The organism is Halobacillus litoralis (genome assembly GCF_009856355.1).
GTDB lineage: Bacteria > Bacillota > Bacilli > Bacillales > Halobacillaceae > Halobacillus > Halobacillus litoralis_B.
In genome coordinates this window covers 1-20,214 of the sequence record NZ_WMEW01000011.1, presented here as the reverse complement: position 1 = coordinate 20,214, position 20,214 = coordinate 1, and the positions used below count along the sequence as shown (strand labels likewise).

23 protein-coding genes, 1 riboswitch and 2 other annotated features are annotated in these 20,214 nt (G+C 43.8%); of the genes, 6 read left to right on the top strand and 17 right to left on the bottom strand.

Annotation, left to right across the window (positions count from 1 at the left end; translation table 11 throughout):
* Positions 1-9 precede the first annotated feature (9 nt).
* Together GLV97_RS14780 and GLV97_RS14775 are read right to left on the bottom strand one after the other, a co-directional pair.
* Positions 10-540 (bottom strand): GNAT family N-acetyltransferase, encoded by a 531-nt coding sequence (locus tag GLV97_RS14780; protein WP_160835092.1) that lies wholly within the window; start codon positions 538-540, stop codon positions 10-12.
* Positions 537-1,583, bottom strand: coding sequence for a DUF2332 domain-containing protein (locus GLV97_RS14775; protein WP_160835091.1), 1,047 nt, complete (start codon positions 1,581-1,583; stop codon positions 537-539). Before GLV97_RS14775 ends, GLV97_RS14780 begins: the two co-directional genes overlap by 4 nt.
* 356 nt (positions 1,584-1,939) lie before the next feature.
* Between GLV97_RS14775 and codB the strand changes: the two genes are divergently transcribed.
* Both codB and codA read left to right on the top strand, forming a co-directional pair.
* On the top strand, positions 1,940-3,184 hold the full coding sequence (codB, locus tag GLV97_RS14770) for a cytosine permease (RefSeq protein ID WP_160889966.1): 1,245 nt from the start codon (positions 1,940-1,942) through the stop codon (positions 3,182-3,184).
* Complete coding sequence (gene codA, locus GLV97_RS14765; protein ID WP_160889965.1) at positions 3,181-4,434, top strand: cytosine deaminase; 1,254 nt, start codon at positions 3,181-3,183, stop codon at positions 4,432-4,434. Before codB ends, codA begins: the two co-directional genes overlap by 4 nt.
* Positions 4,435-4,872: 438 nt before the next feature.
* Here codA and GLV97_RS14760 read toward each other — a convergent pair whose 3' ends face one another.
* The 5 genes from GLV97_RS14760 to GLV97_RS14740 form a co-directional block, all read right to left on the bottom strand.
* Positions 4,873-5,316: a GNAT family N-acetyltransferase gene (locus GLV97_RS14760; protein WP_160889964.1), complete on the bottom strand. Its 444-nt coding sequence runs from the start codon at positions 5,314-5,316 to the stop codon at positions 4,873-4,875.
* 264 nt (positions 5,317-5,580) lie between these two features.
* Positions 5,581-5,748 carry a hypothetical protein gene (locus GLV97_RS14755; RefSeq protein ID WP_160835089.1) on the bottom strand — a complete coding sequence of 56 codons (168 nt, stop codon included), beginning with the start codon at positions 5,746-5,748 and terminating at the stop codon, positions 5,581-5,583.
* A gap of 106 nt (positions 5,749-5,854) precedes the next feature.
* A complete protein-coding gene (locus GLV97_RS14750) occupies positions 5,855-6,562 on the bottom strand; it encodes a hypothetical protein (protein ID WP_160835088.1) in 708 nt (235 codons plus the stop codon).
* Between the two features lie 136 nt (positions 6,563-6,698).
* The gene (locus GLV97_RS14745; protein WP_160889963.1) at positions 6,699-7,019 is read right to left on the bottom strand and encodes a hypothetical protein; all 321 of its coding nucleotides are present in this window, start codon (positions 7,017-7,019) and stop codon (positions 6,699-6,701) included.
* A gap of 17 nt (positions 7,020-7,036) precedes the next feature.
* Positions 7,037-8,035 carry a S66 family peptidase gene (locus tag GLV97_RS14740; RefSeq protein WP_202409551.1) on the bottom strand — a complete coding sequence of 333 codons (999 nt, stop codon included), beginning with the start codon at positions 8,033-8,035 and terminating at the stop codon, positions 7,037-7,039.
* 129 nt (positions 8,036-8,164) lie between these two features.
* On the opposite strand from GLV97_RS14740, the gene GLV97_RS14735 reads away from it, so the two are divergent.
* The 4 genes from GLV97_RS14735 (at position 8,165) to GLV97_RS14720 (ending at position 10,773) form a co-directional block, all read left to right on the top strand.
* On the top strand, positions 8,165-8,533 hold the full coding sequence (locus GLV97_RS14735) for a group-specific protein (protein WP_160835085.1): 369 nt from the start codon (positions 8,165-8,167) through the stop codon (positions 8,531-8,533).
* A gap of 17 nt (positions 8,534-8,550) precedes the next feature.
* A complete protein-coding gene (locus tag GLV97_RS14730) occupies positions 8,551-9,051 on the top strand; it encodes an RNA polymerase sigma factor (RefSeq protein ID WP_160836432.1) in 501 nt (166 codons plus the stop codon).
* Positions 9,048-9,284: a hypothetical protein gene (locus GLV97_RS14725; RefSeq protein ID WP_160835084.1), complete on the top strand. Its 237-nt coding sequence runs from the start codon at positions 9,048-9,050 to the stop codon at positions 9,282-9,284. The genes GLV97_RS14730 and GLV97_RS14725 overlap by 4 nt, the downstream gene beginning before the upstream one ends.
* 76 nt (positions 9,285-9,360) lie before the next feature.
* Positions 9,361-9,462, top strand: a riboswitch (purine riboswitch).
* Positions 9,463-9,582: 120 nt separating this feature from the next.
* Positions 9,583-10,773 carry a NupC/NupG family nucleoside CNT transporter gene (locus GLV97_RS14720; RefSeq protein WP_160842302.1) on the top strand — a complete coding sequence of 397 codons (1,191 nt, stop codon included), beginning with the start codon at positions 9,583-9,585 and terminating at the stop codon, positions 10,771-10,773.
* 144 nt (positions 10,774-10,917) lie between these two features.
* Here the strand turns inward: GLV97_RS14720 and GLV97_RS14715 are convergent, their stop codons facing one another.
* From GLV97_RS14715 to GLV97_RS20030, 10 genes are all read right to left on the bottom strand, one after another.
* Positions 10,918-11,133 (bottom strand): hypothetical protein, encoded by a 216-nt coding sequence (locus GLV97_RS14715; protein ID WP_160889962.1) that lies wholly within the window; start codon positions 11,131-11,133, stop codon positions 10,918-10,920.
* A gap of 61 nt (positions 11,134-11,194) precedes the next feature.
* A complete protein-coding gene (locus GLV97_RS14710; protein WP_160889961.1) occupies positions 11,195-11,494 on the bottom strand; it encodes an ATPase in 300 nt (99 codons plus the stop codon).
* A 63-nt stretch (positions 11,495-11,557) separates the two neighbouring features.
* Positions 11,558-11,788 carry a PF20097 family protein gene (locus GLV97_RS14705; RefSeq protein WP_160889960.1) on the bottom strand — a complete coding sequence of 77 codons (231 nt, stop codon included), beginning with the start codon at positions 11,786-11,788 and terminating at the stop codon, positions 11,558-11,560.
* A gap of 178 nt (positions 11,789-11,966) precedes the next feature.
* Entirely contained in the window at positions 11,967-12,482 is a 516-nt protein-coding gene (locus GLV97_RS14700) for a hypothetical protein (RefSeq protein ID WP_160889959.1), read from the bottom strand.
* 105 nt (positions 12,483-12,587) lie between these two features.
* Positions 12,588-12,986, bottom strand: a complete 399-nt coding sequence (locus GLV97_RS14695; protein WP_160889958.1) for a disulfide bond formation protein DsbD — start codon at positions 12,984-12,986, stop codon at positions 12,588-12,590.
* 955 nt (positions 12,987-13,941) lie between these two features.
* Complete coding sequence (locus tag GLV97_RS14690; protein WP_160889957.1) at positions 13,942-14,196, bottom strand: hypothetical protein; 255 nt, start codon at positions 14,194-14,196, stop codon at positions 13,942-13,944.
* Between the two features lie 484 nt (positions 14,197-14,680).
* Positions 14,681-16,603: a threonine--tRNA ligase gene (thrS, locus tag GLV97_RS14685; protein ID WP_160889956.1), complete on the bottom strand. Its 1,923-nt coding sequence runs from the start codon at positions 16,601-16,603 to the stop codon at positions 14,681-14,683.
* A 48-nt stretch (positions 16,604-16,651) separates the two neighbouring features.
* Positions 16,652-16,874 (bottom strand) — a binding site (T-box leader).
* A 30-nt stretch (positions 16,875-16,904) separates the two neighbouring features.
* Positions 16,905-17,126: a binding site (T-box leader), on the bottom strand.
* Positions 17,127-17,865: 739 nt separating this feature from the next.
* Complete coding sequence (locus tag GLV97_RS14680) at positions 17,866-18,183, bottom strand: hypothetical protein (RefSeq protein WP_160889955.1); 318 nt, start codon at positions 18,181-18,183, stop codon at positions 17,866-17,868.
* A 488-nt stretch (positions 18,184-18,671) separates the two neighbouring features.
* On the bottom strand, positions 18,672-18,845 hold the full coding sequence (locus GLV97_RS14675) for a hypothetical protein (RefSeq protein WP_160889954.1): 174 nt from the start codon (positions 18,843-18,845) through the stop codon (positions 18,672-18,674).
* A gap of 723 nt (positions 18,846-19,568) precedes the next feature.
* Positions 19,569-20,214 (bottom strand): HNH endonuclease (locus GLV97_RS20030; RefSeq protein ID WP_237418631.1); only part of this gene is annotated, 646 nt, incomplete at its 5' end.

Genomic DNA, 20,214 nt, shown 5'->3' with positions numbered 1-20,214 from the left:
CAACTTCCCCTATAGATGAAAGATCTGCTTCTCCATGCGCACGTCTGCCCACATCCGGCCCTGCCAGTACGTGAAATCAGCCTGCTGTGCCAGTTCGCTGTACCCCATTTTTTCGTACAGCCGCCGGGCTCTTGTATTGTATTCAAATACGCCGAGTTCAATCCTCTCCAACCCGGCTTCCTTGATTTTTTCCTCTATATGAGCCATGGCGAGAACACCAATCCCCTTCCCACGCCCTTCAGGTTCACCGATTGTAATGCCGATCCATGCCGACCGGGGTGCTTTTTTGAAAAGGTGTGGAGGGTCAATCATGTAATTCATTTCCCCAACCAGTTTTCCATCCGCATAGATCAGAAAAATCGTATGGTCGCTCAGGCGTTTTTCCAAGTCCGCGAGGGTCATAGTACTTCGGCCGGACAGCTCTTCTTCGTTTTTGTTGGGACGGATCAGCGGAATCAGCTGATCATCGTTGTTCCAACGGTTGAAGGCTGCGACGTGTTCCTCGGTGGGAACGGTTAGTTTTTCAAAGGTCGTTGTCATTGTTCTGTCCTCTCTGGAACGGGTTCTTCAAGATACCAGTCGAACCAGCGGCCGTGGCCGTCCGTCGCTCCAATCGTATGGGTTTCAATTCTCCCGTCCTCATACACATCCATATGAAGATCGGAGTCATTCATATGGTTATAGATATGAAACACCTGTCGGGTTCCGCTGATTTCCACGAGGCGTTCATGAAGTCGTGTCTTGACTTCAACCGGCATCTGATTGGCCACATGGGTGTGGAAGATGCACAACGCCTGATCTTCCGGTATCCGTCGAGCCAGTTCAGGGAGAACCTCCACCCCATCCCCCTCGTAGAAATCCGGCGGGTTCAGGCGCAGTTCCTGCACGGCCTGCTCCAGATGCTCCCGCCTTTGGTTATGTTCCGGCCAGATAAGCGCCTTCAACCACAGCATCGTCTCCTCATGGGTCACATCACAAACGTGCAGATCCACTCCGATCTTTTCCTTAATGACTGGCGGCTGATGCATAAAACCCGGCAGCTTCCCGTGACGGACCTCTGAATTAAGATACAGCTGGGATCGGGCACAGCCATAGATCGTATCCCTGCCATAACTGTACGAATACCGGTCAACAAGCAGCTGCAGGCCGGCACTCGTGCCGATTTCGATCAGGCCGAGCGGACGGTTCGTACGGACGGCAATGTGACAGAAAACCGGATAGAGATAGGCACAGCGACGCACTTCATTCGTCTGCACACGCTTTTCCCGTATGAGCTTTTGAACCGCCTGTTTATTCGTAAATACATAACTCCGGAAAACGGGATACGCCCGTTCCTTCGGCTTCGGGTGATTCGTGAATGTTGGGTAAAACGCCTGGAGCGGATGGTCCCGTTCTCCCATTAAAAGGTAGTGGACAGCCCCGAACAGCAGGTTTGGCACGGGCTGACCATCCGGTGCCTGTTCTGCCAGCTGAAGGATATCGTCGTCTCCAGCCATCTGTTCAGCCAGGTGCTCATACAAAGGACTCGACCCGGAACACTCCTGCTCTGCAAACATGTAAAAACGCTCAGACATCGAAGACATGAACTTTCTCCTCCCTTTTCTAAGACTCTTTCATTCTATCTTAGCATACGATCCACTCCTCTTTTTAATTGAAAGCGCTTGATGTTGAAAAGTTAAGAAAACGGCGTTGACAACGTTAATAGATACCTGCATAATGAACGCAATATCATACTGGTACCTTTAATTCAGTCCCGTGAGGCTGACAAGGACAGCGTATAGGAAACGACCACCAGAGAAGCCGGCAGACGCAGCGCCTCTTCTTTTTGGTGGCGTCTGTGAGGCTTCTTGTCGGAAACGGCAGGGAGCCTCTTTTCGTTTCCTGAACCCTTCCGCGCCTGGTACCAGTGTCTTATCAAAAGATACTGGAGGAATGAGATATGAAGGATTATGCATTAACCGCCGTCCCGCAGTCGGAGCGGCAGGGGTTTTGGAAAATGCTGATGGTCATGATGGGATTGACATTTTTCTCCGCGAGCATGTGGTCCGGGGGGACACTCGGAACAGGCTTGACCTTTCCGCAATTCTTAATGATCGTCCTGCTTGGCAATCTGATTTTAGGAGCCTACACCGGTGGTCTTGCTTACATTTCCGCCAAAACCGGACTTTCCACCCATCTGTTGAGCCGCTGGGCGTTTGGAGAAAAAGGTTCATACCTGGCTTCGTTCCTGCTTGGTGGCACCCAGGTCGGCTGGTTCGGTGTAGGGGTGGTCATGTTCGCCCTGCCCGTTCATCAGGCGACGGGCATTGATATGATCTGGCTGATTGGCGGGGCCGGCCTTCTTATGACAGCCACTGCCTTTTTCGGAATGAAAGCCCTCATGCTGCTCAGCTTTATCGCTGTGCCGATGATTACGGTGCTCGGAAGCTTTTCTGTCTTCCAGGCGACGTCGGATATGGGAGGGTTGGGCAGTCTTTGGGAGCATACACCGGAGAAATCGATTGGTCTTGCAGCTGCCTTAACCATCTGTATCGGGTCTTTCATCAGTGCAGGGACATTGACACCTGATTTCACCCGGTTCGCAAAGACGAAGACATCGGCTGTCTTCAGTACCGTGACTGCCTTTTTCATCGGAAACTCACTCATGTTCCTGTTCGGGGCTGTTGGAGCAATGGCTACGGGCAAGGCGGACATTTCTGAAGTCATGTTCACGCAGGGGCTGATCATTCCGGCCATCCTCGTTCTCGGTTTGAACATCTGGACAACCAACGACAACGCGCTCTACGCCTCCGGTCTCGGATTTTCCAGCATCACGAAAATCACGAAAAATAAAGTAGTCATTTTCAACGGAATCGTCGGCACACTGCTTGCGATGTGGCTGTATAACAACTTCGTCAGCTGGCTGACAGTCCTTGGAACAGCCCTGCCGCCGATTGGCGCGGTGCTGCTTGCCGATTACTTCTTACACTACCGGAAGCAGGCGTACCAGGATACACCACTGAAAAACTTCCGCTGGCAGGGACTCGCTGCCTGGGCAGCCGGCGTGGGTGCCTCCCAGTTCGTGCCGGGACTCGCCCCTGTCAACGCTCTTGCCGGAGCAGCGCTTATTTATATCATCATTACAAAAATTCCCTGGAAAGCTGAAGCATCTGAAATCAATGAAGAAAAAGGAGAAGTTATATGATTATCACCAACGCACGACTAAGGGGTAAAGCTGGAACCTGGAATATAAAAATAGAGGGTGAACAGATCACATCCATTACGAAGGAAGTTGTGAATGGCCACGAAGAAGAAATACTGGATGCAGGTGGAAATCTTGTCCTGCCTCCTTTTGTAGAACCACATATTCACCTGGATACGACGATGACAGCCGGTGATCCGGACTGGAACCACAGCGGAACGCTTTTTGAAGGGATTCAGCGCTGGTCGGAAAGAAAAGAAAAATTGACGCATGAGGACGTCAAAACGCGCGCAGCACAGGCGCTCTCCATGCAGATTGCCAATGGCATCCAGCACGTACGCACACACGTCGATGTGACGGACCCTGACCTGACAGCCTTGAAGGCTCTGCTTGAAGTGAAACAGGAAATGAAGGCTTACGTAGACCTTCAGCTGGTCGCTTTTCCACAGGAAGGCATCCTTTCGTATCAAAACGGAGCCGAACTCCTTGAAGAAGCGCTTCGGTTAGGCGCGGACGGTGTCGGTGCCATCCCTCACTTTGAGTTCACAAGAGAATACGGCGTGCAGTCGTTGAAAATCGCTTTTGACCTCGCCGAGCAATACGACCGGTTCGTCGATGTCCACTGTGACGAAATCGATGATGAACAGTCCCGATTCGTAGAAGTCGTTGCGACAGAAGCCCTTGAGCGTGGCATCGGGCATAAAGTTACGGCCAGTCATACAACAGCGATGGGCTCCTACAATGATGCCTATACATCTAAACTGTTCCGTGTGCTGAAGCTCTCCGGCATTCACATCGTTGCCAATCCACTTGTCAACATTCACCTGCAGGGACGTTTCGACAGCTATCCGAAGCGCCGCGGACTGACAAGAATCAAGGAGCTTCAGGAAGCCGGAATCAACGTCGGATTCGGACATGATGATATTTTCGATCCGTGGTATCCGCTCGGAACAGGGAATATGCTTCAAGTGCTCCATATGGGGCTGCACCTCTCCCACTTGATGGGCTATGACCAGATTGTACAGGGGATGAATTTTATCACAACGAACAGCGCCGCCATTCTCAACCTTGATGAAGCGTACGGCATTGAGGTCGGAAGGCCGGCAAACCTGATCGTTTTAGATGCAGCGGATGAATATGAAGCCATCCGCCACCAGGCCGCTGTCCGCTGGTCGATCCGCAAAGGAAAAATTATCGCCGAAACGAAGCCGAAAGAAACCAAGCTCCACCTGCACGAACAACAGATGCAGTAATCCTACGTGCATCTGCCATCAGGCTCTTGAAGTGGTCACATGCCGCTTATCGGTGGATGCTTGCCGCGGGCACGGCTTCAGCTAACTTGGTCAGGGAAAGCACCTGCCCAAGTGGATCTTCAGCTCGTGCTGTTCCCGCAGGCGTCACCACCGAACGCTCCTCGTGACCGCCATACAAGGAGAACCTCGAGGGATGACATCTATTAAACATAAGATCATCCCTTTTTACTGCAAAAAAACTCCAGATTCATACGGCTGAGAGCGAGTGGAAGCGAATCTATTTGTATTCCGGAAGGTGTGCAGACGATTCCACTCCTGCGGAAAAACGGGCGGGCGAGACCCCACAGGGTGGTTTTCCCGAGGAGGCTCGGACGTTCGTCCGCGGAAAGGGAATCGTCGGAGCACCTGAAGGTACCACCAGTACATAAGAGCGGGTGTTTAATTCATGACCTTCTCCATCTCCACTTCCCCGGCCTGTTCACGTACAATGGAAAAACCCGCTTTCTTATAGACCGTCACGGCAGGTTCATTCTCCACGGAAACAGTGAGGGTCACCGACCGGATCCCCTCATACTGTTGAAGACCAAAAGCGATGCCGTCACGGACGAAGGTCACTCCAAACCCCCGCCCGATCCACTCAGGCTTCAGAGCGAGTCCGATTTCAAGAGACGCCTTCTTTGGAATAAACTCGAACAGCCCCGCTGTTTTTCCATCCAAAAGAGCGGCATACCCTTCACAGCCGCCGGGCCCCTTCAGCTTCCCCTCCTCACTATGGGACTCATAATAAGGAGTCATCCCCACCTGCTCAACGAACCCTTCGTAATCCCACGCATCAATCTCATCGACCAGCTCCATGGTCAGAGGGACAAATGTAAACATCATTCCATTCTCTCCTTTATACTAAACGATACACGTCGTAAACCAGTACCCACCGTCGACGCTCCAATGATGAGCCGCACCGCCTAGGCCAGCGTTTCAATGGTATGGATGACTAAAATGAACAAAGCTATGTAAAGGACTTTCTCCGTGAATACTTCCATTCGACAACCATCCTTCTTGTAGACGTGTGAACCTTTCGACCGGGCTTGACCATAAAAAAAGAAACATCTCAGCTGGAGATGCATCTTTTTTCAACAGGTTTTCTTGTCAGTGCCGGATACTTCCCTTTCTGATCGGGTCCTGTTCCGGCTGATCTTCGGGAATCTGGAGGCGGCTGGGATGGCTTCTGTGGTGCCCTTCCCTTTTGATGTCCACAAACACCATCAACATCACGACGAGGAGCAGCGTACCGCCCCAAAGAAGATTTTCAATCAATGAGATCCCCCTTTTATTGTCCAAAACCTGTTACGTACAGCCCGGCCTTTTTACCTTCACAAAAACGGCTGCGTCTTCTTTACGTTAAAGAGCGTTCCCGCTCGATTTATTTCCGAAACAGGGAAAACAGCTTTTCCCATGGGCCTTTGGTATTTTTCACGGTGACTTCCAGACGGCGGTTGAAATCATTCTGTGCCTGCCACTCCTGCTTCTGTTCGGCACGCATCGCCCGGAGCTCTTCTTTCAACAGATCGCTTTTCTCTTTCTCCCGCTCCAGCATCTCTTCATACTGCTCCTTCTGATCATCCATCATCCGGTCAAGCTTCGTATGAGTTTTCTGTGAAAAGTTGCCGACACCTGAACTGATGACGTGGTGATCCTGCTGGAGACGAGAAACCGTATTTTTCAACTCGGCCATATCCTGCTTCAGCTGGACGTTCATTTCCCTTGAGGCGGCAAGTTCACCGGCCAGCAGCTTCAGAAGTTCCCCGGTCTGTCCAGGGTTTCCAAGAGCTGAGGAATATGTATCTGATACAGTCAGCGCCGTTTCTGTGTATCCCTTCAATTTCTCCTTCTGCTCCTCCACGACAATCCTTGCCTGTTCATCCTGAGGAAGGTCCGTGTCGCGGATTTCCTTCAAGGCTTCTATATCAGACGCGACGAAAATCCGCCTGTCCCCATCTTTAAAGAACTCGTATCCGTTCCGTTCAAGAATCTGCCCATAACGACGAACGGTAGTTGTTGCGATCCCTACTTCTTCAGCCACTTCCTTCGTTGAAAAAGCGCGCTCATTCGGTTGTATATCGTGTCGCATGCAGGGCCTCCTTTTCTTCTCCAGTATTGTCCAAGAACGACCGGAAACAAAGGCACTGTTTCCGTTTTCTCTCTTCCTCTATTATACATGGATGAAGGCCCTTTGTGGTTTACGGAAGTGTTAAATCGCAGGATTTTTACCGTTCAGGCTGTTGAATCTGCTTCTGCAGGTATGTACTCAATTCCTCTGCGCTGTTGAATGTGACCGGGTATCCATAGGATGTAGGCGTCTGTCCCTGGTTCGTTTTTTTACAGAACCGGCGGAGGGATGTGTTATGGACCGGCCTCCAACTCTCCGTATCCTCCACCCTGTCCGGGTCCCTGACAATCGTAATCTCCTTATTCATCAACATATGGATGACTTCACCTGTGCCGCGTTGTTCGAACTCCATGGATTTGGTTGTTTCATAGGACATCACAAAGTCCTGCTTGAAAAAAGCCTGTCTGTATTCTCTCATTACTCCTGCTTTCCCCTCTACTCTATCCATTCTTCTATACTATGAACGGTTTTCCTGCCGGCATCCATCCTTACCTTTTTACCGATAGCAAGTGGATGCATCGGGTGTGTGTGACACGTATCAAACTCAGCCAGCACCGGGATTTCAAGACCATCCAGCTGCTCCAACAGGAGATCGAGAGGACGCTTGCCTGTACCGAGATCATCATACAACTCATGCTTCCCGATCAGAATACCACCGGCTTTATGGAAAAGACCGTGTGCTTTCAGCATGGCAAAATTCTTCTCGACCACGGCTGCGGTTTTCCGACAGTCTTCCAACAATAAAACATCTCCTTCATGGATCTCCGGGAAGTATTCCGTCCCGATAAATCCGTACATGGCATTGACATTGCCGCCGATGACACGCCCTTCCGCCTGCCCCTCCTGACCGGTCACCCAGTCGTTCTCATACAGGGTCTTTTCTGTCGTTTTGTCCAGCCAGTTCACCGGTTCATCCGACCAGTAGGCGGGCATTGGAACGGTGTAAGGAAGGTCCGGCTTCTCCATGAAATAGCTCTTGAAATAATCATACGTATCTCCGACAAACGGTGGAAATTCCCCGAACGACGGAATCAAGCCTGGGCCGTAATAGGTCGTCCTCCCTGTTTTGGCATACAGGCTCAACAAAACAGCGGTAGCATCCGAATAGCCCACGATAAGCTTCGGGTTCCTTTGAAAGGCTTCATAATCAATGTACGGGAGCAGACTGTTGGAGTTCGTTCCACCAATCGTCGGCATGATCATTGTGACTTCCGGGTCCCTCAGCAGCTCATTCAATTCCTCCGCCCGTTCTTTTGGTGTACCGGAACGGTAGCTTTCCTGTTTACCTGTCCGGCTGCCTTCTTTGATATGAAATCCTTTTCCTTCAAGAAAAGCCTTCGCCCTGGTGAAGCGCTTCTCAGCTGTAACCGTCGCAGGTGCTGAAGGTGTAAATACACCAATGGTATCCCCTTTACGTAAGCGTCTCAATACCATTCCACTCCTTCTCTATATTTCTTCAATTATTTCAGATGGCGAAAAATAAAACAATTTTTTCCTTTTCGAGCGAACCTTTCCTGCTTCTCATTGGTATAGTTGGTAGAAGAGATCAAAGGAGGAATGAAGATGGGCATCGGTTTTATCATTTCAATGGGGGTCATGTTTGTCTGGATGGGGGTCATTTTGGCCGTGACGATACCAATGGAGAAAAAGTACATCATACGCAGCAAAGGAAAGATTGATTATAAGAAAACGGAGCTTTTTCTGCGCTGGAATGTTTTTGATACCTTAACCGTCATCCTTGCCGTATATACGATTATCTGCGTACAGGTTCTCAACCTGATGATCAGCTCAGGCGCCACCGTTGAAAATCCATATGTCCAGTTTTTCACGAACCAGGCACAGGCATGGACGATTGTCGTCATCCTGTATTTATTCAGTCGTTTAAGCCGCACATTAAAGTCTGTACACGCCCGTATGGGAGAAGCTTCGTGAACCACCCGGAAGCCGTCATGGAGGACTGGCAGCAGGGAAATGAAGAAGCTTTCGAACAGATCTATACCGCCTTTCACAGGCCGGTGTATGCGTTTATTTACCGCTATACGAGAGACGAACCATTCAGTGTTGATATCGTTCAGGATACGTTTCTCCGCCTGCAGACACATAAGCACCAGTATGTGTCTTCCAAGGGGACTTTGAAATCCTACCTGTTTCAGATCGCCTACCGGTTGATGGTCAACAAATTGAACCGGAGAAAAAAGTGGCGGAGCCTGCTTCCCTTTTTAGTTCCTTCACAGGAGAGCACGCTCCATCCTGCAGAAAAGCTGACGGTCCAGCAGGCAGTCAGCGGCCTTCCGGATCTGCAGCGTGCCGTGATTCTTCTCTACTACTACCATGACCTTCCTCAAAAAGAAATCGCCGACATCCTTCACATCCCCTTAGGGACTGTGAAATCGAGACGGCATCAAGCCATTCAAACATTAAAAACGCACCTGGAGGTGGAAGACCTGTGAAAAATAAGCTCCATGATCACACAGAGCTCGACCGTAAGCTCGCCGAATACGACGTCGACGTTCCATATATCCCCCGAAAAAAGAGCCGTTGGAGCCGCCTGGTTCACTACCTTGCGTCACCAGCCGATAACCCTGTTGATTTTCTCGCACCTGTCCGGCCGAGCTTTTCTTTGACGTCCGTCATTCCAGTCCTCGCGGCTGCTTCCCTGCCTATCACCGCCATCTTTTTATAGGATTGAAAGTTTCCAATTTTACAACTTCCTTTGAATCTATTGTTCCCTTTCCTGTATTCTGCTAGAATGCTGAACATACAATTTCACACGGATTCCTTATATACATGCGGAGATATGGTCCGCAAGTTTCTACCCGGCTGCCGTAAAGAGCCGGACTATAAGGAAAGAATAGACAGGGATCTTACAGCCGCAGGTAGGTCCCCGGGCCTCTTTCCTTATGTTTATAGGAAAGAGGCTTTTTTGTTGTCTGACGTCTAATCTCCTTAAGGGATCCGTCATATTCAGGGAGGATTACATCATGCAGATCATCACCGGACTGCTCTCACTCGCAGCCCTTATTGGACTGGGCTGGCTGTTGAGCAGCAGCAGAAAAAACATCAAGTGGCGGACGATCCTGACCGGCTTATTGATTGAAGGACTGTTCGTTTATACGATGCTGAACATTTCTATCGGTCAAGCCGCTTTGAAAAAGGCCGCTCTTTTCATCCAGCACATCATTGATTACAGCTCGGCCGGCATCGATTTTGTCTTTGGTCCACTGCTTGCGGAAACAGGCGTCAACTTTGTATTTGCCATCCATGTCCTAGGGGCCCTGATTTTTATTTCCGCCCTGATTTCCGGATTATATTACCTCCGTATCCTGCCGGTCATTGTGAAGTTCCTCGGCACGATCGTAGGAAAGCTTTTGAAAACCTCAAAGGTGGAGTCATTCAGCGCGGTTGGGAATACCTTCCTTGGAGTTGCCGAAGCTCCTCTACTGGTGAAGCCGTACTTGAGCCGCATGACCAAATCGGAAACCTTTGCGATCATGGTCGGTGGAACAGCCTCTGCCAGCGGGGCGATCCTCGTCGGCTATGTAGAAATGGGCATTGATTTAACGTATCTATTGATCGCCATCTTCAGCGTGCCCTTCGTTTCTCTTGTCATGGCCAAGCTGTTGGAGCCGGAAACAGAAATCTCCGAGTTGAATGAAACCGTCTCTCTCGAAAAGTCCGGGCAGGCGAACGTCTTTGAAGCCATCTCCGACGGTGCGGTTAATGGAGTAAAACTTGCGGCCAGCATCGGTGGTTTGATGATCGCTTTTATCAGTGTCATTGCCCTGGTCAACGGGGGATTGGGATTGATCGGAACAGATCTGTCCACCATTTTCGGCTATCTCTTTTATCCCTTTGCCGTGATGATCGGCATTCCTTTTTCCGATGCCTTCCAGGCGGCTTCCTTAATTGGAACGAAGCTTGCGGCGAATGAGTTTCTCGCCTACTCCAACCTGAAGCAGATGGCCGGGGATCTTTCTCCGATGACGATGGCTGTCATGTCTGTGGCCCTCTGCAATTTTGCCAACTTATCCTCGATCGGCCAGTTGATTGTCGGACTCGGATCACTGGCTCCGGAGAAGCAGTCCCAAGTTGCCCGCCTCGGTTTGAAGGCAATCATCGGCGGCACACTTGCCAGCTTCATCACCGCTGTATTCGTATCTATGTTTCTTTGAAAATTCAACAGTCCTATGAAGACAAAAGGGACTTCCAATTTCATGGAAGTCCCTTTTTCTATTCAACTGAACCACCTTATTGTTTAAACCTCAAGGTCATTCAGGTAATTTTCAATGGACGCACCCGACACACGAAGTATGTCGTTATGAATTCGTAGTAATTTTTAAATGTTTTTCCCCTAAAATAGTAATGCTGATGTTCCACCTGGGGTGCATAACTAAATGATCATAATCATCAAATTCCAAAACCATATGAATGTCATCATCATCAGCTGTAAGAACAGCAACCCTTTTGTTTTCAAGGTCTACATATGTCTTGAAGCTTTCCTGCATCTCTATTTTCCAATCAAAAAAATCCATCATGCACCTCCAATTACCATGGCCTTACCCATGTACCAACCACAAATGAACATATGAATCTTCATGCTTCTTTTTTCTTCCACATATAAAAGTTATAAATAACTTGAAAAACAAAAACCATAAGCAATACTAGGATAAACACCATTTTTGTCATCGTCGTAATTGCTGAAGAGTAGTAAAGAATAAGGGCTGAGAAAATGACCACCGGTGTAAGGGTGACCGTCCTTACCAATTTCCTTCTGTACGAAAGTGCAAAATAATTTAGTTTAAACCCTTTGTCTTGTTTGCCTTTATTTTTATATCTAATAGATAAGACGGCAATGACGATTGCAGAGATTAGCCCGGGAATTATAAAAGACATTCCAGACAGCTCCTTTCTTTCAAGACTGCCCCCGTGTTAAAGAAGTGAAGGAATACATGACGGCTAATTCTCCTCGTTGTTTTCCTTGTGTTTGAAAAGCACTAAATTACATTCTTCACACCTTGAAGCCGGTGTTTTTTTGACTTTTAACCATGCATCTTCTATTAATATTTCACTCCCAAAATCAGCAAAAATTGAATCAGGCGAGTCTGACCAGCAAATTCTTCGTGGAGAGAAAATATATCCACCCTTCAACTCATTCCCACACTCCGGGCATCTGAGCATATCGTCCATTATTAATAACCCTCCTCCCTTGTTCTACTTTCTAAAAGCTTCTTTCTCATGCTCATCCAACCGCACCAAAAATCATGTCTTTTATTACACCTACGATACCAATCCAATTCAGTTTCAACAAATATGTGGGTGAATCCCCTTGTTGACTCGTGCTTAGAAAAAAGGTGCAGACTTGTCCCTACATCTTTTTTCTAATACCTTTTTGTTTTAGGTAGTATTGTACTTCTTCTATTTTGCTGCTTAACTTAACTTGATGAATATATTTATTCGTATGTAAGTAGATGTAAGGGTCGTTCCTTACAAAAAATTTCAATTCATTCCAAGAACACTCTTCTTTAGTTTCTCCTTTATGAATTACTTGAATAAGATCACCAGTTAAATAGACTTCCTTATCTCCAAAAAAAACATCCTTTTTCTTTAATAGTGCTTTTTTATTCCGTTTTTTTATGAGAATGAACGTTCCAACTAAATAGAACCCTAAACCAAACGTATACAAAAAAATGTAACTAAGAGGACCTATATATACCCCGGGCCTCATGGCCTTATAAACTAAATCGTAGGATACAAGGATAATGACCCATAATATAATAGTTATAATTTTCCTTATTTGTTCATTTTTACTATGTTTTAAGATGTGTTGTATATATGGATCTATATCTTCAGCATTTGTAGTGTAGTTGACTTTTATGGCCATATTTACCTCCAGAAAGTTTGATGGATCATAACCGTTTTTCCAACATATTCAATTTACCGTATGATGTTTTCACTATTCTACTTAATTAATACATAGGGAACTTTCTTACCTTGCAGCGCTCAACCCATTTGTTAGTTTATAAACAACTCTACCAAAAGTGAACTTAACAGGATACAGCGAAAGAATCACTGCAATAATCACACTAAAGGTCTTTATACCTCCAGTTAAGTGTAATATGTCGCTTATCAAGTAACTGGATAATTGCAAAAGACCATAAACGATAGCAATTGACACAACATATGCAAACAATATTAGAATCACTTGGAGTATAGACATCTGTTTTATCTTTCCTATATTTTTAATGCTGCCATCATTAATTGAAAAAGAAATGTACGTCATTGGAAGTAATAATAAATACCAATTCGAATAACCAAACCCTATCCATGAAGCACCCATTCCCAGAAGCAGACCCCATCCAATGATGTTAAAGATTTTTTTACTCACTTTATCACTCCCACAAGAAGGTGATAGACATCTGTATTCCCATGTCATCCCGGTTGGTGCTGGTTCTTATTCCACAGCTTCCCCCGTTTCCATAAGACTTGATCACGGGATATGTTATGTAATTCATTAACCTTCCCACCTTACTTAGTTCAGGCAGATGGTCACCCTTTTTAAATTTAAAGAGATAATGCTCCTATGAATACAATAATTAAAGCCAGGAATAACAAGTTCCATAAGTTTCTACCACGAAAAAGTGATAAGTTATTAAGCTAACCGATAAGACAGGTGAAAACCCTTATTCTTTCATTCTTAAATTCCAAACGTTGTATCCTTTCTACTCACGCAACAATAAATAGGAATAACGAAAATAAACCTACATATATCCTTGTTTTTCTTCGTCTGACTCATTATTTCTTTATTCTCAGCGGTCATTAGTTATCTCCTCCAAACCGCATAATACTATCCGGACCATTTTCTTCCCTGATACCTCAGTCCAAAATAAAGAAAAGACGACCATCAGTATTGAACATTTGTCATCGTTACTTTATTTGTGACCTTACATTTAGTTTCCATCAGTACCTTCTGATCCTTCGAAAAATTCCTCATACAACCATTTAAATAATGTTGAAAAAAAAGAGATCCCTATTATTTCAATGGTTGACTGGTTATTGGATGAAAACAATGCATTCCATAGTAAAAGACCAATAATCATGAAGAAGAAAAACCTAATATAACCCAGCACTTTAACCACCTCTTATCTTTAGACGTACACTTGTTACTATTCCTTCGTCATTATTTCAGCCGTTCCAATTATGTATCTAAGAGAGAAGATCCGACCTTTTTTCAAACTGTTTATCATTTAGAAATCAACCACAACCCTAAACTTTATGAAAAAGGCGACCACTCGTATAGAATAGTCGCCCTTGTTAGTGGAAGACTCAATTTCAAGAAGGGATTACATTTTTTCTTTTGAAAACGGAGGATGCTTGGTAAAGACAAATAAAATGAATAATCCTATAGTAGAAAAAATAGCTGAGGTAACAATACCAAATTCACTCATTGTAAAGGTTTTATAAATAGACCAAGCTGTAACTATACTTACAATAAAGGCAGGTATATAATATTTGATATATTTATCATTTTTAACTTTTACCGATAAATATAAGACTTGGAAAAGAAGCAGCGTTAAGAGTACAACTTTAATGACCATTTTCTTCTCCCCCTTATCTATTGAATAACCTTTAATGTATTTTAGGCTCCAGCATTACCGTATGTTCTATGATGGCTTCCAGTATTCTCAACGTTTTAACGCCTCCATTTCAGAGGTACAATCGTTATCCCCCTTCACCTATTCTGGTTCCTCCTATTACTCATACGATACTTCTCCAATTTAGTTTCAATATACCTTATATTTCCAAGGTTGATTCTTCCACAATCCTGCAAAAAATAAAAGAGGCAATCCTTTTTTCATAATTGCCTCCTTATACTGAAGATTCATATTTAAAACAGCCTGCAATCAGAAGAAATTGTTTATTCATGACCATTCATATCCCAAGATGCCATGCAGTAAAGAAGCTCACCATCAGCAAAGAATTTCCTTTTCTTTTCGCTCTTACTATGCTTGACGACGTGGTCAATGTAAGGATCTATACCTTCTGTATTTGTAGGATAATGTAATTTGATGTTGATAATAATTATTCAAGTAAATCTTTATTGACTATAGACTGTTTAATGCTTGTTACAAATTCATCTAATCCCATATCTTTCGTTGCTTTATCTCCATAAGACCTAACGTTCACACATCCTTTTTCAACTTCCTTGTCTCCCAACACCAGAATGAAGGGTGTTTTGTTTATTTGAGTTTCCCTGATCTTGTACCCTATCTTTTCCTCTCTACTGTCCTTTTCCACTCTAATCCCTTCTTGTTTTAACCGATTCATTACTTGATCCGAATATTCTTTATGAACGTCGTTTGATACAGGTAGTATTTTTACTTGAACAGGTGCTAACCAAGTTGGAAATGCCCCTCTATAATGCTCAATGAGTATGCCTAAAAAGCGATCAAGGGACCCAAACACAGCCCGGTGAATAACCACTGGACGAACTTTTTCATTATGTTCATTTATATATTCCAGATCGAATTTTTCCGGCATTTGAAAATCCAGCTGCATAGTTGCACATTGATGACTCCTATTCAAGGCATCTTTTATATGGATATCAATCTTAGGCCCGTAAAAAGCACCGTCTCCCTCATTCACTCTAAAATCATAACCTAGTTTATCCAAAACGTTTTTAAGGGCATCTTCTGCTTGGTCCCACAACCCTGGACCCCCCATAGATTTTTCAGGACGAGTAGATAGCTCAATCTCATAATTGAAACCAAAAGTTCGATAAACATCATCAATCAACTGCAAGGCTGAAGTGATCTCGCCTTCTATCTGATGAGGTGTGACAAAGATATGAGCATCGTCTTGGCAGAAGGAACGAACTCTCAATAACCCGTTTAATGCTCCACTGAATTCATGACGGTGAACTTGACCGAATTCAGCCATACGTATTGGAAGGTCTCTATAGGAGCGCAAACGGTCCTTAAAAATAAGCATATGTCCTGGGCAATTCATTGGTTTAAGAGCGAAATGCTGCTGGTCAACTTCAGAGAAATACATATTGTCTTTATAATGATTCCAGTGCCCCGATTGTTCCCATAACCTCTGATTCATCATTAATGGAGTTTTCACTTCTTTATAATTAAACGATTCCTGCAGACTTCTAAGGAATGCTTCCAACTCATTTCTTATCACCTGACCATTACTTAAATAGAATGGCATTCCTGGAGCTTCATCTGAAAACATAAACAATTCAAGCTGTTTCCCTAATTTGCGGTGATCTCTCTTTTTGGCTTCTTCGACAAAATGAAAGTATTCATTGAGTTCTTTTTTTGTTGAGAAAGCTACACCATATATTCGTTGTAACATCTGGTTATCATTATTCCCCAGCCAGTAGGCCCCCGAGATATTTGTTAAGGAAAAAGCTTTAAGTAATTTCGTTGACGGTAAATGGGGACCTCTGCATAGATCTATAAATTCTCCTTGTTTGTAGATGGAGACATCTTCTTCCCTAGGAATTTTCTTTAATAGCTCCAGCTTTAAATGATCATTCGAAAAAATGCTCTCAGCTTCATCTCTAGATACTAACTCCCGTTTAATAAACAAGTTCTCAGCTACAATGTTCCTCATTTCTTTTTCAATTTTAGATAGATCATCTTTAGATATACTCTGATCCGTATCGATGTCATAGTAGAAACCATTCTCCACAACAGGACCTACACCCAGCCTCGCGCTTCCGAAAAGTCGCTTAACCGCCTGAGCCATAATATGAGCTGCGGTATGCCTCATCACCTCTAATCCCTCTGAAGAATGAAGTGGAAATAATTCAATCTCAGCATTAGAGTTGATTGGCCTCTGCATATCATATAAGGATCCATTGACTCTCCCAACTACTGACTTTTTCTTAAGGCCAGGGCTTATAGATTGGGCAATATCCCCCAATGTACTCCCTTTTAAGTAAGATTTTTCGCTGCCATCCGGAAACGAAATTACCATTTTGTCATGATTCATACATACACATCCTTTGATAAAATTAAAAAACCATACTCGTCCCTATCTACAAGGGACGAGTATGGTTTTACCCGCGGTTCCACCCAATTTCCCACTACCTTTCAAAGTAATGGCTTTGGTTTGCTGTATCGTAGCACACGTCATGAACTACTCACATTTCGCCCATGCAGCTCCAAGGTGGTAAGCTATTACGCTGCGTTAGGAAGATCGCACCTTTTCTTCCCTCTCTGATAACCGTCCTAATAGCTCTTGTCCTCTTCTTCACTATAACTTCTTCAATTAAAAAAACACCCGTCCCTAAAAAAGGGACGAGTGCTGTACTCGTGGTTCCACCCAACTTCCCGTTACATGGATAAAGTAACGGCTTTGGTTTGCTGTATCGTAGCAATACGGCATGAACTACTCATATTCGCCCATGCAGCTCCAAGGTGGTAAGCTATTACGCTGCGTTAGGAAGATTCCACCTTTTCTTCCCTCTCTGGTAACCGTTCATAATAGCTCTTATCCTCTTCATCACAAATTATTTTAAATTTATTTCACTATATATTTATTTCCAAATATAGTCAATGCAATCCTGAAAATTAATTGGGAGATTTTTTAGATTAGCCCCGTTTCTTTAAGACTTGAATTCAAGATACTTATTACCTTCCACACTATTATTTCCGCTCCACCAAAGCTTAAGTAACGAGAATGATTGCTATGAAAATAAATGCTACCGCAATCGTGCCCATCAAAATAGTACCCTATATCTTACTACCCTCTTTAAAGTAACACCTGTATCCAACAGTAAATTGATTGATAAGGACTAAGGTGTCCCAGTAAATCAATAGATCATTAATGATGAATAGATCGATGACGAATAGGAAAGCGGATAATACAATGGCGATATTACCAAGAATGAAAACTTTTGATAATACTAACACCACCCTTAAAATAGTGTTGATCTCAATTTTTTCTATTGTAGTCCCATATCTCAATAAAAAATATTGTTATGAGCATACATGAACCAAGTAAAACATACAGAAATATAGGTACATCTAAAAAGTATAAGATGACTAAAATAATAAAGCTACGATATTAGCTTCTAAATAATTCTTTTGTTTATTTGTCATATACTCCCCCAATTATTTGTCTATTTATAGACTTTGTATAGCTATGCTCATGTATTAAAGGCGAACGCTCTATTGAAAAATCGTCCCCTATAACGGAAGACTTGATTTCGAGATGTTTAATCAGATTTTCAACTACCTCATCCGTTAGTTTTACAATGCGCCCCTATCCCGATATAAAAACAACGTAGATGAATTTAATAATATGGTAACAATGACAAGTACAGTTGAAGCAACAGCTACAGCGCGCATTTCTGACAGAGCAGACCAGTCTTCAATGTTTACTAAGTGAAGGTTATAAAAAATTTGTAAACATATTGCAATAGCGCAAGCGCTGAAACTGATAATGGTAAGCGCAATCCATTTCTTATTCATCTGTTTTTTACCTACCGCAAGAATAACAAAAGGAATTATCCAAGATACTAATCCAAGTACCAAACTGCCGATATTAAGCCAACCAGCATCGAACATTTTTCATCCCACCTTCATTTTTTCTTTCTAATTTCTCCTCAACAAAATGTCCCGTTTGCGGAACATTATACTAAAACACTCTTCCACTAATCTGCTCCGTCAGTTAAATAATTAAATGAAAGGATATTCCTTGCGCTTATGTAATGGGCTAATGCTCTATTGAACAAATTGCCCCCGTTTCAGTAAGACTCTTTTTCGAGATATAAGATATAAAATGTCCTAAATCAATTCCCTTTCTTATTTCTTACTAAAGAAATTTGTGAAGTACCTGATATATAACAAAATTGTAGTTGATACAATAAAAACCACCTTGCTAGTCAGAGCCATATCATCCCAAACTATGAATTCATATAACGATATGACCACATAAACAAGCACAGGAATACCGATGATTTTTAATAATGTCTCCCTCCTCAAAACCAGCACCACCCAGCAATCAAGTATTTTGCACTTGTCCACGTTGGTGAAGAAACAAATACGAGAGGTCTTTACAATTTTTCTTTATCTCTAAACTTGCGTGTTATAGAAAAAGTGATACTGCCTAGCGTTAAACCTAATACAAGTCCCCATCTTATTTCACCGTATATCAAGTATTCGAAGAGAATAGCAGCGACTGCACAAGCAAATGCAGAGATTATGCCGTCTTCAATTCTTTTGTTCATATTACGATTCTCCTCCTACTACCTATATTTAATCTCTGTCCTTACTGACCTCTATTACCAACGGAGTACATTCCCAAACTATACCAATGTAAAAAAGGCGATCCTTCAATTGAAGAAACGCCACCGTTTCCGCAAGACTTTATTTCAAGACATATACTCACTATGGAATATTATGTAGCTAGATTAAACCCCAATTGTACTCCAAGTAGGATTGAAATCCATGTGATAAGAATAGATATAAACAAATATATTCCAGGGTTTTTACTTTTAAAAATAAGCAATCCTAGTAGAAATCCTAAAGCCCATATAGGTAAAATCACAAAAAACACTGGGGAGACCCAAGTCTCGTCAGTATAGTTCTCAGCTATAGTACCTCCAGCAAAAAAAGTAGATATAAGAATAGCGATTAAACCAATCAAGATCGTGTTAAGAACATATGCGATCTTTATTTTCTTCAAAATAATACCCCCCTTTTACAACTAAGCTCTATTTACGTGAATTCGCTAAAAGATAATGAACAACCTTTAATAATTTCACTATCTTAGAAGCACTGTTCACTACTGAATATATAGAAAAAGGCAACCATCCTAATTGAATATTTGTTAGCAATAGGTAAGCGTTTGAAGTTATCTCCAGCTTTTCCCCTGCTCCACACCGAACGTGCTAGTTTCCCAGCATTCGGCGCTCCATCTAAAGGTATGTACTACATTATAAGTTCCTTTGTTACTCTTCGAGACTGGATGCAACGATCCCTTCCACCCCACATACCTTTCGGTATTGATTGATTTTATCTAAGATCAATCGATTCTGTGGTAACTTATCAAGATAAACCTTTATCTTCTCTACATCTTTCATATGGATAAGTCGGTGAATATCCTTATGAAGAATACGGAGATTTTGAAATTGATCAGATCCTCCCTGGTTCCTGGGCACGTAATGGTGACAGTGAACGTCTGATGCATGGAGGTACTCACCTGTAATTTCGCATTTCCCCATCTTCATACTATACCGACTAATACGATTATCCAGATATTCAATACTTCTTTTCGGTAGAGAAGCCCTCATTAAATGTCCAATTTCTATCTGGATATCCGGGCGGAGACTTTTGTGTATTTGTTCTCTGCCCTTCTTCGTGTAAAGCGAAAGCTTTGAACTGAAGTTCATTGCATTGGATGTTTTCACATTGCCAATGGGAAATAGATACGTACCATTGATATAAATCGTTTTCGTTCCTGAACTAACGGTTCTCTTATAAAAAGGCGGTGGCTGAAAAGGATGTTTTAGCGTTCCTACCGGTCGAAGGCGGTTCACTAAAAATGGTCTAAGATCGTAAGCAAGACGTGAGAACACAAGATTTACATGGGTCGCT